Below are 14793 nucleotides of genomic sequence, written 5' to 3' on the forward strand. Positions count from 1 at the left end.
AACATAAAACGTACAACATGATCAAAAACTATTTAAAGATCGCCTGGAGAAACCTGATCAAGAATAAGGCTTCGTCCTTTATTAATGTTGGTGGACTTGCCGTAGGCATGGCTGTAGCTATGCTCATTGGGTTATGGATTTGGGATGAGTTATCGTTCGATAAATACCATCAGAACTATGACCGTGTAGCCATAGTGATGCAAAACGAAGTTTTTAATGGTACTATCAACACAGGCGAGCCCATTCCTTTGCCTTTAGATGCCGAACTGCGCAAAAGTTATGGAAGCGATTTTAAGCATATAGCCTTATTGTCATGGACAAACAGCCATATTTTAAATGTTGCCGATAAAAAGCTTTCTTTTAAAGGGAATTTTATGGGTGCCGAAGCGCCGGAGATATTTTCGCTTAGGATGGTGCAAGGTTCACGTGGTGGACTGAAAGACCGTTCTTCTATACTCATCTCGCAGTCGGTGGCTAAAGCATTGTTTGGGAATGCCGATCCCATGAATAAGATCATCAGGATGGATAATAAGGACGGTTTTAAAGTTTCGGGGGTTTATGAAGATCTGCCTGGCAATACCACCTTGCATGATGTTGCATTTATTGGTCCCTGGGAATATTACATTCATGCTCCGGGCAATGAAAGATCACCGACTGATTGGGGCGATAACTCCCTGTTTATGTACGTGCAGATAGCCGATCATGCGGATATGGCCAAAGTTTCCGAAAAGATAAAAAATGTTAAGCTCGATAAACTGGAACGGGAAGATAAAAAATTCAATCCTCAACTATTTCTTCAACCGATGAGCAAATGGCATTTATATGCCGAATTTAAAAATGGCGTTAACACGGGCGGCGCTATCCAATATGTATGGCTTTTCGGTATCATAGGCATATTTGTGTTATTACTGGCCTGTATCAATTTTATGAACCTGAGCACAGCCCGCAGCGAAAAGAGGGCCAAAGAGGTGGGTATACGCAAAGCGGTAGGTTCATTGCGTGGGCAATTGATCAAACAATTCTTCTGTGAGTCGTTCCTGATAGCTTCTTTGGCTTTCACCTTATCGCTGGTGTTAGTTTGGCTGGCTATGCCGTGGTTTAACGATGTTGCCAATAAACAGATGACTATTTTATGGAGCGCTCCGCTTTTCTGGGCGGCTGGTATCGGGTTTACACTGTTTACGGGTACAATTTCCGGGCTTTACCCGGCTTTGTACCTTTCGTCATTTAACCCGGTTAAAGTATTGAAAGGTACTTTTAAGGCGGGCCGCTTCGCAGCGCTTCCGCGTAAAATTTTGGTGGTGACGCAGTTTACGGTGTCTGTTATCCTCATCATTGGGACTATTATTGTTTTTAAACAGGTACAATTTGCCAAGAACAGACCGGTGGGATACAGCCGGGATGGTTTGGTAGATATCCAGGTAACTAACGATGACCTGCATAAACATTTTGACGCTTTACGTGCCGACTTGCTTCAATCAGGGGCGATAGCCGAAATAGCGGAATCATCCAGTTCAACTACCGGGGTAAACAATCACCGGGGCGATGTTAGCTGGAAAGGAAAAGATCCATCCATGACCTCTTTCTTCGGCAATATCAACGTTACCACAAACTACGGTAAAACGGTGGGCTGGCAATTTACAGATGGCCGTGATTTTTCCAGCCAATCTGTTGCCGATTCTACAGCGATTGTGTTGAATGAAGCTGCCGTAAAATATATGGGGCTGAAAAACCCTGTTGGCGAAATAGTGCGGATAGGGAAATGGGATATGACCGTAATTGGCGTAGTGAAAGATATGGTAATGGAATCGCCTTATGAGCCGGTTAAGCAAACTATCTTCCGAATAGGCAGAGGTGCCATGGATGATATTCTGATCAAAATAAATCCGAAAATAAGCACACATGAGGCACTTGGCAAGATCGAAGCGGTTTGTAAAACTTATTCACCTTCGGTGCCGTTCACGTATCGCTTTGCTGATGATGCCTACGCCCGAAAATTTGCTACTGAAGAACGCATAGGCAAGCTGGCAAGCTCGTTTGCCATGCTGGCTATTTTTATCAGCTGTTTGGGACTGTTTGGTATGGCATCTTTTGTAGCTGAGCAGCGGGTAAAGGAAATTGGAGTACGCAAAGTTTTGGGTGCAAGTGTGTTTGGTCTTTGGCGCTTAATGTCTAAGGACTTTGTATTATTGGTGCTTATTGCATTGTTTATAGCCACACCTGTTGCTTACTATTTTATGCATAACTGGCTGCAGCATTATACTTACCGGGCCGAACTTTCCTGGTGGGTATTCGCAGCAACTGGTGCAGGGGCTATTATGATAACCCTGTTAACTATAAGTTATCAGAGTATCAGGGCAGCACTGACTAACCCGGTAAAAAGTTTGAGGAGCGAGTAGGGAAGTAGTGAGTGGTGAGTTTTGAGAAAAAGACGTAGCCCATTTTAGGTTTTAGTATTTAGAATTTAAGAGATCATGTTAAAGAATTATTTAAAAATTGCATGGCGAAACCTGATTAAGAATAAGGCGCATAGTTTTATTAATATCGCGGGTTTGTCGGTAGGGTTGGCTTGCAGCCTGCTCATTTTATTGTGGGTGCAAAACGAATTGAGTATCGATCAGTATCATGTTAATGGCAAGCGCTTGTATTCGGTATATGAAACGCAATATGTTGATAATAAGGTAGAGGGCCAGTACAGCACGCCGGGATTGCTGCCAGAAGAATTAAAAAAACAGATTCCGGAGATTGAAGCTAGCACCGGGATCAGTTACGGAGAAGAAAATACCTTTCAGGTGGGTGATAAAGTATTAAAGATGAATGGCACCGATGCCGGCACCGATTGCTTTAAAATGTTCAGTATCCCTCTTTTGCAGGGGAATGCGCAAACAGCTTTAAGTTCGCCGGTAAGTCTGGCTATATCCCGCAAAATGGCCAGGGCGTTTTTTGGCAGCCCGGAAGCCGCTATAGGTAAAACTATCCGTTACGATAACCGGAAAAACTTTACTGTTACGGGTGTATATGAAGATCTGCCCAATACCGCCTCCCAGAAATATGATTATCTCCTGAACTGGTATAATTATATAGAAGAGAACCAATGGGCCAAAAGCTGGGGTAATAACGGGCCGGCCACAGTTATTATGCTGCGTGCCGACGCTAATCCTGATGTGGTTGAAAAAAAGGTAGCGCACTTTTTAGATAACTTAAACAAAAGCCAAAAGAAAGGCACTTTTACCGAAGAATTAGGCCTGCAACGCTTTGGCGATGGCTATCTGCACGGCAATTTTGAAAGCGGGAAACCGCAGGGTGGCCGTATAGAATATGTGCGTTTGTTTACTATAGTCGCTATTTTTATTTTATTGATAGCCTGTATCAATTTCATGAACCTCACCACGGCACGGTCAGTAAAGCGCGCCCGCGAAATTGGCGTGCGGAAAGTAGTGGGTGCCGTTCGCCCGGTTTTGATCAAGCAATTCATCGGCGAATCGTTAATGATTACTTCGCTGGCCGTAGTGGTTGCATTAGTGCTGCTAACGCTTTCATTACCAGTGTTTAATCAAATTACACATAAAGAAATAGCACTGCCGTTTCAGCAGCCCTTGTTTTGGCTAAAGCTGGCCGGGATCACTTTAATTACGGGTTTAATATCAGGTAGCTATCCTGCTTTATTCCTATCGTCGTTTAACCCGGTGAAGGTTTTAAAAGGGACTATGAAATTAGATTCAGGTGCCATGCTGTTTCGCAAAGGCCTGGTTATATTTCAGTTCGCGCTATCGGTAATCCTGATAACCGCTACTATTATTGTTTCCAGGCAAATGGCCTATATCCAATCGAAAAACCTGGGATATGACCGCGAGAACCTCATATATATACCCATGCGTGGTGAGCTTATAAACAAATATACTACCTTTAAGGACGAAGCTTTGAACTTACCCGGGATACAATCGGTTACCCGCATCAGTAATACCCCAACAAATATTCAAAACTGGACAGGCGACGTTAGCTGGCCCGGTAAAGACCCAAATGTAATTATACAGTTTACGCAGGTTTCAGTTGGCTATGACTTTGCTAAAACCATGAAATTAAAAATGGCATCCGGGCGCGATTTTTCAAAGGCCTTTGCAACCGACTCGATAGGATACCTGATCAATGAGTCCGCTTTAAAAAGAATAAAATATGCCGATCCTATAGGCAAACCACTCACTTTTTGGGATAAAAAAGGGGTTATTGTTGGGGTGATCAAAGATTTTCATTTTACTTCCATGCATGAGCAGATCAAACCATTGGTGATCCGCCTTCGTGAGGACGAAAAGTATGGTAACGTTTTGGTAAAAACGCAGCCCGGTAAAACCCGCGAGGCGCTGGCAGGATTGGAAGCTTTGTGTAAGCAAATTAATCCTGCGTTTCCGTTTACTTATAATTTTTCAGATCAGGAATATCAGAAATTATATCAGAATGAACAGATCGTAACCAAACTCTCAAACGCGTTTGCTTTTCTGGCCATATTTATATCATGTTTGGGGTTATTAGGGTTGGCCATGTTTACGGCAGAACAACGTTTAAAAGAGATCGGCATCCGCAAAGTGCTGGGTGCCAGCGTAAGTTCATTGCTTACGTTATTATCAATGGAATTTTTGGTGTTGGTGCTTATTGCTTTGTTAATTGCATTACCGGTATCCTGGTATAGCATGAGCAAATGGCTACAGGCGTTTGCTTATCGTACACCCATGCAGTGGTGGATGTTTGGTATGGCAGGTGGTATTATTATCATGGTAGCCATGATAACAGTTAGTTTCCAAGCCATTAAAGCTGCTCTTGTTAATCCTATAAAGAGTTTAAGAAGCGAGTAAAAGCTAAAAGCAAAAATATATCCCGTACAACTTAAAACGTACAACATGTTAAAGAGCTATTTAAAAATTGCCCTGCGCAACATCGCCAGAAACAAGGCGCACACTTTTATTAATGTGGCCGGTTTATCGGTGGGTTTGGTGTGCAGCCTGCTTATTTTGCTATGGGTGCAGAATGAATTGAGTGTAGATGGTTTTCTTAAAAACCGTTCGCGTTTGTACTCGATATATGAGCATCAGAACTTTGATCATAAGATGCATGGCTCTTATAATACCCCGGGGCCAACCGCTGAACAGATGAAAAAGGTGTTGCCAGAAGTGGAGTATGCAGTGAGTTTTGGTTTTGATCAGTGGAATACATTTCAAGTTGGAGACGAAATAATAAAACAGCAAGGTTCATCGGCAAGCGCTGATTACTTTAAGGTCTTCAGCCTTAAATTGCTGCAGGGTAATACGCAAACTGCATTAAGCTCACCAGTAAGTTTATCTATCTCCCGAAGAATGGCCAACCGTTTTTTTGGCAGCCCGGAAGTAGCTATTGGTAAAACCATACGTTATGAAAACCATAAGAATTTTACGGTAACCGCCGTATTTGAAGACCTGCCTAAAAACTCTTCGCAAAAATTCGATTACCTGATTAACTGGTATGCTTTTCTGGATGAGAATGCCTGGGCAAGGGAATGGGGCAATCAAGGCCCTGCCACTTTTGTGCTGTTGAAGCCCAGTGTTAACCCCGCTGCCTTCGAAAAAAAGATAGCACATTTTTTGGATACCTATGACGGCACCAATCGCAAAACATCAACTTTTCTTATCGACCTGGGCATACAGCGTTATGATGAAGGGTACCTGCATGGTACCTTTGAAGGGGATAAATTTGTAGGCGGCCGCATAGAATATGTGCGCATTTTTAGCATTGTTGCCATATTTATTTTACTGATAGCTTGTATTAATTTTATGAACCTAACCACAGCCCGGTCGGTTAAGCGGGCTAAGGAAATTGGTGTACGTAAGGTAGTAGGCGCCGAGCGCTGGGTTTTGATCCAGCAATTTATCAGTGAGTCGTTATTGATCACTACCATCTCGGTGGGCATAGCCTTGTTATTGCTGGTGCTGTTGCTCCCCATATTTAACCAGGTTACTCAAAAACAAATGGAACTACCTTTTAGTCAAATCTCGTTTTGGGTTAAATTAGGGCTGATCACCTTAATAACCGGGCTCGTATCAGGTAGTTATCCGGCTTTGTTTTTATCGTCATTTAACCCGGTGAGGGTTTTAAAAGGCACTTTGAAGTTAGATGCAGGCACAACGCTTTTCCGCAAAGGCCTGGTCGTATTTCAGTTTGTGCTGTCGGTAATACTCATTACCGGCACCATTGTTATTTCGCGGCAGATGAATTATATCCAGTCAAAGAACCTGGGATATGACCGCGAAAACATGGTCTACATACGGCTTGAAGGTGACCTGTTGCCTAAATACAACCTATTTAAGGAAGAAGCTTTACGCATGCCCGGGATCCAATCGGTAACCCGTATCAGTATCGAACCCACCAACATACAAAATAGCACGGGTGGGGTAAATTGGATAGGGAAAGATACAACTGTAAATGTTCAATTTACCCAGGCTTCTGTAGGTTATGATTTTGTGAAAACCATGAAGCTGAAAGTACTTTCGGGTCGTGATTTTTCAAAGGAATATCCAACGGATTCGGTTGGTTATATACTGAACGAGGCAGCTCTGAAAAGGATAGGTTATAAAGATCCCATAGGTCAACCACTTACTTTTTGGGGAAACCGTGGAAGGATAATAGGCTTGATAAAAGATTTTCATTTTAACTCGATGCATGATGAAATACGGCCGTTAATATTAAGATTGAGAGAACATGAAACCTATGGAAGTATATTGGTAAGAACCCAACCCGGCAAAACACGGGAGGCATTGGCCGGTATGGAAAAACTATGCCGCCAGCTGAATCCCGCATTCCCGTTCACCTATAATTTTTCGGATCAGGAATATCAGAAGTTATACCAAAATGAGCAGATAGTTGGTAAATTATCAAATGGATTTGCTTTCCTGGCTGTATTTATTTCTTGCCTGGGTTTATTAGGCCTGGCCATGTTTACAGCCGAGCAACGCGTTAAAGAGATCGGGATCCGCAAAGTGCTGGGCGCCAGTATTAGTTCATTGTTTACTTTATTATCATCAGAGTTTTTGATATTAGTGATTATTGCCCTGTTTATTGCATCGCCTATTGCATGGTATGCCGCAGTCAAGTGGCTACAGGGCTTTGCCTACCGCACGCCGGTGCAATGGTGGATGTTTGCCTTGTCGGGAGTTATTATCGTCTTCATTGCCCTGGTTACCGTAAGCTTTCAGGCGGTTAAGGCAGCATTGATCAACCCGATAAAGAGTTTAAGAAGCGAATAAGCTTGACTTTGGGATTAGATTTTAAAGTTTTAAGAATCATGTTAAAAAACTATTTCAAAACAACAGTGAGATATCTGTTGGTTAACAAAGTATTCAGTATTATCAATATCATAGGCCTGGCAACAGGTATTTGTGTTTGTTTTTTTGCTTTGTTGTATGTGCAATTTGAACTTAGCAGGGATAGTTATAACAAACAGGCCGATCGTATTTATCGCCTGGTAACGGATATTAAAACTCCTTTGGGTATTAATTATGAAAGTGCACCTGCGCCTATGGGGCCGGCCATAACCGCTGCTTATCCTGAAGTAAAAGCTGCTGCGCGGGTATTTATGGATGATATGATCATTCAAAGCAATCCAAATAACGCCGCCAAAGTAGAAATAGCTTATGCCGATGCTTCTGTATTTTCCATTTTTACCTGGCCGCTATTACGTGGTGATTCCCGGCACTTATTTGATGCACCATATAATGTAGTGCTATCGGAGTCAGCTGTAAAAAAGTATTTTGGCGATGCCGATCCGATTGGTAAAACACTGCTGATAAACGGGCAACAAAATGCCGCGGTAACGGGTGTAATGAAAGATATACCTTATAATTCACATCTTCGGGTCGATATGCTTTTTTCCATATCATCTCTGGTCAATGAAAATTGGAATCATAATTGGAGAAGTTTTGGCTTTTATACCTATTTGCTTTTGCAGCCAGGTGCTGATGAGGAACGGTTAAGTGCAAAACTGCCGGCTTTTGTTAAAGCCAATATGGATCAAAGCAAGGTGAAATATAAATTATCCATTGAGCCTTTAAAAAAAGTGTATCTGTACGGCAATCCGCGTGGCCACCGTACCGGCAGTTCAGAAAGCGGTAGTATCAATAACATATATATCTTTTCAATCGTAGCGATATTTGTACTTTTTATTGCCTGTTTTAATTTTATTAATCTTACTACCGCTTTCTCCCTAAAAAGGGCCAGGGAGGTTGGTGTACGTAAGGTGCTTGGCGCATCAAAAAAACAATTGGTATTCCAGTTTTTTATGGATGCGGTCTTTCTTTGTTTAATAGCCTTTTTTATCGCTCTGCTGATGGCAGCATTTTTACTGCCTCTGTTTAACCAATTATCGGGCACAACTGTGAGTACGAATGTATTTGACCATTTATACTATGTTGTTTGTTTGTTGCTGATAGCGATAGTGGTTGGTTTATTATCGGGTATTTATCCTGCTTTGTTTTTATCAGGATTCAATCCGGTGAATAGCTTAAAAAAACAGTTTATACCTGGAAATAACAGTTTGCTGTTTCGTAAATTGTTAGTTGTTGCGCAGTTTACCATTTCAATTATACTTATTATAGCCACTCTTACAGTTTATACGCAGCTTGATTTTATGCAAAATCAAACGTTAGGATTTAAGAAGGAACACAAACTGGTAATTGATTACCAGTTTGACAGACGTATTAATGAGCATGCCGCTGCTGTAAAACAACAGCTTTTGAGTGTTTCCGGAATAAAAGGAGCCTGTTTATCATCAAGTATACCCGGTACACCCAATAATAGCTACAGTGTACTTTTGCAAGACAGCCACAACCTGCAGCAGGAAATACTTGCAGATTCATATTATACCGACGATGATTTTTTAAATCAATATGGTATAAAGGTTATTGCCGGGCGCGGCTTTACGGCGCAATATGATACCGAGCGCGACAAAGCTTTGCTGATTAATGAGGCCATGGTGAAAAAAATGGGTTATAAGAACGCAGATGAAGCAATTGGTAAGGGCTTTAAACAGTTTGCTGGAGAAGGCACAGTTGTTGGTGTGGTGAAAAACTTTCATGTCCACTCTTCACAAGAGGTAATAAAACCCTTGTTTATAAGACCTGCTAATGGCTTTTTTACTTGCCTTACTTTAGATATTAACGCTGATCATATTCAGCAAACCGTAAACGAAATTGAGAAACAATGGAAACAAATAGCTCCTGGCTTGCCCTTTGTTTACTTTTTTGCTGACGAAGCTTACAATAAACAGTTTACGGCCCAGTTACGTTTTGGCAGGTTATTCCTCTGTTTTTCAGCGCTGGCTGTATTAATATCTTGTTTGGGGTTGATAGGGCTTTCGGCTTTTAGTGCAGCTCAGCGTAAAAAGGAAATCGGTATACGGAAAGTTTTAGGAGCCTCGATAATCAATATAACGGCCTTACTGTCTAAAGATTTTGTAAAGCTTGTTTTATTGGCATTTATTATCGCTTCGCCATTAGCAGGGTGGGCCATGTACAACTGGCTGCAAGACTTTGCCTCCCGTATTCAAATATCATGGTGGTTATTTATATGTTCAGGCGCTATGGCATTGCTGATAGCCCTATTCGCAGTCAGTTTCCAGGCTATTAAAGCAGCAATAGCCAACCCGATAAAGAGTTTAAAAACGGAGTAATGATCCCTAAATGAAAAATAAAATCTACCTTTTCCTAATACTGTTCATATTCATGATCGCCGGCTTGATTAATCAGGCCAAAGCTCAGGATACCGTTGTCACGAAAACCTATCACGGTAAGCTCGACTCCATAAACTCAGGCGTACTAAAACAAAAAAGGTTGATACAGGTATTTACTCCTGCTAATTACAAACCAGGCAGTACCGATAAATATGATGTACTGTATGTACTTGATGGCGGCAACTGGAATACGGGCCTGATCCTTCAGCTCAAGAATTTTTTAGAAGGAGAACCCTATGTGCCTCCAATTATCATTGTCAGCGTTTTAAATATCGATCGCATCAAAGACTTTACACCCACTCATGCGGATGATTGGAAAACTTCGGGCGGGGCAGATAACTTCCTGAGTTTTCTTAAAAATGAATTGATCCCCCATGTTAATAAAACATACCCCTCCAATGGTAATAATACACTCTGGGGGCATTCATTGGGGGGCTTATTTGTAGTATACGCGCTGTTAAATGAACCCAAAACTTTTAAATCATATATCGCGGCTGATCCCAGTCTTTGGTGGGATAAGGTTTATCTGCCCAAAATGGCCGCCGGTAAATTACCTGCTTTAGCCGGTTTAAATACCACCCTTTTTATGGGCGGTCGTGATAGTGAAGACGGTAAAAGCATGAAGATTGATACCATGGATACCATACTAAAAAAAATGGCCCCCGCAGGTTTTACCTGGAAAACGATGATGTATCCTGATGAAACGCATAGCTCGGTACGACTAAAGCTCACGCACGATGGGTTGAAATTTATCTACAAGGGGTATGGCGCCCAAGGCCCCACAATTCATCCAACAAATGGGATCTTCTTAAAGAATAAGCCGATTAAAATGTGGTTTTTTGGCGATTCATCAAATGTAAGATATACTACCGATGGCACGGAACCTACTTTAGCATCTGAAAAAATAAGAAAGGAGTTTACTTTATCAGCGCCGGGCAAACTAATTGAAAAAAGGTTTTCGAATAATGGTAAGTATGATATTTCCAGCATCGCTGAATTTAAAGAAGGAACCTATCTGCCTGGCCTTTCGAAGGTGAAAAATTCAATACCGGGTGGCTTTCATTACGCTTATTATGAGGGTAAATGGGATAAACTACCCGATTTCAGTAAATTAAAGCCCCTTAAATCGGGGCTTACAGATACAGCTTTCAAACTCAATAAACTTCCCGCCAAAAATAACTTTGCCCTGCTTATTAATGGCTGGCTGCAAATAAAAGAAGATGGCTATTATTTTTTTGCGCTGGTTTCTGATGATGGCTCAAGATTTTACATTAACAACCAGTTGGTGATTGACTATGATGGATTACATGGTGGTGATGGAGCCAGATCATATATAGCGCCATTAAAGAAAGGCTTTTATCCTATCCGGGTGGAGTACTTCCAGAAAGAAGGAGACGCTGACCTGGACCTGCTTTACCTCACACCCGGCATTTCCGATATTAAAAAGCTTATTTCGGTGCCTTTTGAGTTGCAGTACCACCATCAATAGAAACAAAAAAGCTGAAAGGAGTTGATCATCCTTTCAGCTCTTTGCTTTAAGCCTTCAGCTTAATTAGCAATATTGTTCAAACGCACCAATTAAGTTATCGGCGATCATTTGTGCCGGGCGACCTTCAATTTGGTGGCGCTCAATAATATGTACCAGTTTGCCATCTTTAAATAAAGCCATAGCTGGTGATGATGGAGGATATGGCAGCATGTAGTTACGGGCGGCATCAACAGCTTCTTTTTCCATACCTGCAAAAACAGTTACCAGTTTGTCAGGGTGTTTTTCATTGGCTGCTGCGATTCTGGCTGCAGGGCGCGCGTTGGCTGCTGCACAACCACAAACCGAATTTACCATTACAAATACAGTGCCTTCGCTTTCAATAGCATGCTTTACAGCATCGGCATCCTTAAGCTCCTCAAAGCCAACTCTTGTCAAATCTTCCCGCATTGGGGCAACTAAATATTCCGGATACATCATGTTTTTTGTTTACACTAAAATTTACTTCAAACAAAAATAATAAATGATTGGCAGCTTATATGTAAAAAACACAATAATAACACTTTGCTGACGATGAACGCGTCAAAAAGCACAACCGTTAATTGCTTATTAGTTATTGTTTTATTCAAAGCAGGGGTTGATTTATAAATAGTAATAAGTATATTGCGTACCCTAAGTAATGAATTGGATGAACAAAAAACCTTCTGAGATTAGTACGGTTGTTATTATTAGCAAGAACCATCAGCATACCAAATCGGTACAAATAAAAACCAAACATTTGAACAGAATACGGCACTATGTGTATAGCACACTGAGTGTTGTGGTAGTGTTGGTAGGTTTGGTGATTTATTTAAGAGCACAAAATACCAGGCAGGAACAGGAAAAACAACAGTTACTGGCGCAGATAGTAAAATTGAAGGGAGCCGTTCCGGTTGTATCTGTCGAAGGAAAAGAAGGCAGCGCCCAATCATACATTCAGGCTATTGAGGGAAAGTTAAAAACCATTAACAGTTATTTAAAACGCCGGGGCCTGAAAGGCTTTGCAACCAATAGTGTTGGCGGTGATAATAATGCCGAGGGTAAAAAACTAAGTGATAAGGAAGTATATTCCTTGTATAATGATTATTTGAACCGTTTGGTGGGTACCATCGCCTTTACGCCGATGGGATACCCGCGCATCAGCTCTTTTACTTCATTTTTTGGCTACCGTAATGACCCCTTCGATGATGGTCATGCCGAGTTTCATCCAGGCATCGATTTTAAAGGGCACAAAGGTGATGAAGTAAAATGCACCGCAAGCGGTAAAGTAGTTTTTGCAGGCTGGAGCGGTGGTTATGGCAATTGCATCCGCATTGCGCATATCAATAACCTGGAAACTGTTTATGGCCACCTGTCAAAGATCAAGGTAAAAGTAGGTCAGGAAGTAAATGTTGGCGACGAGATAGGCCTTGTTGGCTCTACTGGTCATTCCACCGGCGCACATCTGCATTATGAAGTACGCAAAAATGGCAAACCAATTAATCCCGTTAACTTTTTAACGCTCAATAAATAAATTGGTGAGTAGTGAATAGATAGTAGTGAGTAGTTTTCATTCACCACTCTCCATTCACTGCTCACTACTCACCAATTCATTAAATAACGATGGCTATTTTCGGAAAAAAAGACAAAGTTGCGCTTGATCTTCAGGCTATCTCCACGCTGATTGGTGATGGCGGTATTTTAGATGGTAACCTTAAAGCTCCGGCTTTTGTCCGTATTGATGGTCAGGTAAATGGAAACGTGACCATTGACGAAGGATTGATCCTGGGCGAAAAAGGCGTGATCAGCGGAAATATCCTAACCAAAGAAATTGTTGTATACGGAACAGTTTTGGGTGACATCCAAACCGATTCGCTCGAGATAAAAGCCACAGGTAAAATTACCGGCGAAATAAAAACGCAAACCCTGTTGGTTGAAACCGGCGGCGTGTACAACGGAAAGCTTACGATGCAGCAAGGGGATAAAAAACTTTTGGGGGCGTAATAGGTTTTACGTTGTAAGCTTTACGTTTTTTCTCGGACGGTAAAGAAACGTATAACTTACAACGTTACACTTATTACCTGCAACGTCCAATTGTCCTATGGCAACTAATTGCATCTGCTCAACCCGTCATTTCATTTTGATGTTTTTATGAGTTATTTTTGTGCCTCATAAAAACCCGAAATGTTATGTCATCAGTAGAAACTGCATTCGTTAAATACAAAGTAAAAGATCTTTCACTGGCCGAATGGGGCCGCAAGGAAATTGAGCTGGCCGAAGCTGAAATGCCGGGCCTGATGGCTCTGCGTAAAGAATATGGCCCGTCGCAACCTTTAAAAGGCGCACGTATTGCAGGCTGTTTGCACATGACCATCCAAACCGCTGTTTTAATTGAAACCTTAATTGCCCTTGGCGCCGAAGTTACCTGGTCGTCATGTAATATATTCTCAACCCAGGATCATGCCGCTGCTGCAATCGCCGCTGCCGGTATTTCTGTTTATGCCTGGAAGGGTATGAACGCCGAAGAATTTGACTGGTGTATTGAGCAAACCTTATATTTTGGCGAAGACCGCAAACCACTGAATATGATCCTGGATGATGGCGGTGACTTAACCAACATGGTACTGGATAAGTACCCTGAGCTGATCGGCGATATCAGAGGTCTATCAGAAGAAACCACTACTGGTGTTCATCGTTTATATGAGCGTGTTAAGGCCGGTACATTACCAATGCCTGCTATCAACGTGAACGATTCGGTTACCAAATCAAAATTTGATAATAAATACGGTTGCCGCGAGTCATTGGTTGACGCTATCCGTCGTGCTACCGATGTGATGATGGCTGGTAAAGTAGCTGTTGTTTGCGGTTATGGCGACGTAGGTAAAGGTTCTGCCGATAGCTTACGTAACGCTGGTGTGCGTGTTATTGTTACCGAAATTGACCCTATCTGCGCATTACAGGCAGCTATGGAAGGCTTTGAAGTGAAAAAACTTTCAACCGCTATTGCCGAAGCTGATATCGTAGTTACCTGTACCGGTAACAAAAACATCGTTCGTGAGCAGCATTTCCGCGCTTTAAAAGATAAAGCCATTGTTTGTAACATCGGTCACTTTGATAATGAGATCGATATGGCCTGGTTAAACGGTGCCTACGGTAATACCAAAATTGAAATTAAGCCACAGGTTGATAAATATACCATTAACGGTAAAGATGTTATTGTACTGGCCGAAGGCCGCTTAGTGAACCTGGGTTGTGCAACCGGTCACCCAAGTTTTGTAATGAGTAACTCGTTTACCAACCAAACTTTAGCCCAGTTGGAGCTTTGGACAAATGGCGCTGCATACGAAAACAAAGTATACACCCTGCCAAAACACCTGGACGAAAAAGTTGCCCGCTTACACCTGGCCAAAATTGGAGTAGAGCTGGAAGTGCTTGATCAGGATCAGGCAGAATACATTGGGGTAACTGTTGAAGGTCCGTTTAAACCGGAGTACTACAGGTACTAAGTCAAAAGTCAAAAATAAAAAGTCAAAAGGGCATG

The 14793-nt window shown here is 42.0% G+C and carries 9 protein-coding genes; 8 read left to right on the top strand and 1 reads right to left on the bottom strand.

Annotated features, from left to right (window positions below):
* Positions 1-17: 17 nt before the first annotated feature.
* From AB6735_RS23030 to AB6735_RS23050, 5 genes are all read left to right on the top strand, one after another.
* Positions 18-2399 (top strand): ABC transporter permease, encoded by a 2382-nt coding sequence (locus AB6735_RS23030; protein WP_370998447.1) that lies wholly within the window; start codon positions 18-20, stop codon positions 2397-2399.
* A 75-nt stretch (positions 2400-2474) separates the two neighbouring features.
* Positions 2475-4847, top strand: a complete 2373-nt coding sequence (locus tag AB6735_RS23035) for an ABC transporter permease (RefSeq protein ID WP_370998448.1) — start codon at positions 2475-2477, stop codon at positions 4845-4847.
* Positions 4848-4892: 45 nt separating this feature from the next.
* Complete coding sequence (locus AB6735_RS23040) at positions 4893-7268, top strand: ABC transporter permease (RefSeq protein ID WP_370998449.1); 2376 nt, start codon at positions 4893-4895, stop codon at positions 7266-7268.
* 38 nt (positions 7269-7306) lie between these two features.
* The gene (locus AB6735_RS23045; protein WP_370998450.1) at positions 7307-9688 is read left to right on the top strand and encodes an FtsX-like permease family protein; all 2382 of its coding nucleotides are present in this window, start codon (positions 7307-7309) and stop codon (positions 9686-9688) included.
* Between the two features lie 10 nt (positions 9689-9698).
* A complete protein-coding gene (locus tag AB6735_RS23050) occupies positions 9699-11237 on the top strand; it encodes an alpha/beta hydrolase-fold protein (protein WP_370998451.1) in 1539 nt (512 codons plus the stop codon).
* Between the two features lie 63 nt (positions 11238-11300).
* Here the strand turns inward: AB6735_RS23050 and AB6735_RS23055 are convergent, their stop codons facing one another.
* The gene (locus AB6735_RS23055; RefSeq protein ID WP_370998467.1) at positions 11301-11711 is read right to left on the bottom strand and encodes a BrxA/BrxB family bacilliredoxin; all 411 of its coding nucleotides are present in this window, start codon (positions 11709-11711) and stop codon (positions 11301-11303) included.
* A gap of 211 nt (positions 11712-11922) precedes the next feature.
* Here AB6735_RS23055 and AB6735_RS23060 point away from each other — a divergent pair, with 211 nt between their 5' ends.
* The 3 genes from AB6735_RS23060 to ahcY all read left to right on the top strand — a co-directional run bounded on the left by AB6735_RS23060 (position 11923) and on the right by ahcY (position 14758).
* A complete protein-coding gene (locus tag AB6735_RS23060) occupies positions 11923-12786 on the top strand; it encodes a M23 family metallopeptidase (RefSeq protein ID WP_370998452.1) in 864 nt (287 codons plus the stop codon).
* 89 nt (positions 12787-12875) lie between these two features.
* A complete protein-coding gene (locus AB6735_RS23065; protein ID WP_370998453.1) occupies positions 12876-13256 on the top strand; it encodes a polymer-forming cytoskeletal protein in 381 nt (126 codons plus the stop codon).
* 185 nt (positions 13257-13441) lie between these two features.
* Positions 13442-14758: an adenosylhomocysteinase gene (gene ahcY, locus AB6735_RS23070; protein ID WP_370998454.1), complete on the top strand. Its 1317-nt coding sequence runs from the start codon at positions 13442-13444 to the stop codon at positions 14756-14758.
* The last annotated feature ends 35 nt before the right edge of the window (positions 14759-14793 follow it).

It is taken from the genome of Mucilaginibacter sp. RCC_168 (assembly GCF_041355315.1).
Classification (GTDB): domain Bacteria; phylum Bacteroidota; class Bacteroidia; order Sphingobacteriales; family Sphingobacteriaceae; genus Mucilaginibacter.

What these genes read in the sequence shown, in the direction of transcription:
- AB6735_RS23030 (WP_370998447.1), top strand. Translation starts at nt 18, where the DNA reads ATGATCAAAAACTATTTAAAGATCGCCTGGAGAAACCTGATCAAGAAT.
- AB6735_RS23045 (WP_370998450.1), top strand. Translation starts at nt 7,307, where the DNA reads ATGTTAAAAAACTATTTCAAAACAACAGTGAGATATCTGTTGGTTAAC.
- AB6735_RS23035 (WP_370998448.1), top strand. Translation starts at nt 2,475, where the DNA reads ATGTTAAAGAATTATTTAAAAATTGCATGGCGAAACCTGATTAAGAAT.
- AB6735_RS23055 (WP_370998467.1), bottom strand. Translation starts at nt 11,711, where the DNA reads ATGTATCCGGAATATTTAGTTGCCCCAATGCGGGAAGATTTGACAAGA.
- AB6735_RS23040 (WP_370998449.1), top strand. Translation starts at nt 4,893, where the DNA reads ATGTTAAAGAGCTATTTAAAAATTGCCCTGCGCAACATCGCCAGAAAC.
- ahcY (WP_370998454.1), top strand. Translation starts at nt 13,442, where the DNA reads ATGTCATCAGTAGAAACTGCATTCGTTAAATACAAAGTAAAAGATCTT.
- AB6735_RS23065 (WP_370998453.1), top strand. Translation starts at nt 12,876, where the DNA reads ATGGCTATTTTCGGAAAAAAAGACAAAGTTGCGCTTGATCTTCAGGCT.
- AB6735_RS23060 (WP_370998452.1), top strand. Translation starts at nt 11,923, where the DNA reads ATGAACAAAAAACCTTCTGAGATTAGTACGGTTGTTATTATTAGCAAG.
- AB6735_RS23050 (WP_370998451.1), top strand. Translation starts at nt 9,699, where the DNA reads ATGAAAAATAAAATCTACCTTTTCCTAATACTGTTCATATTCATGATC.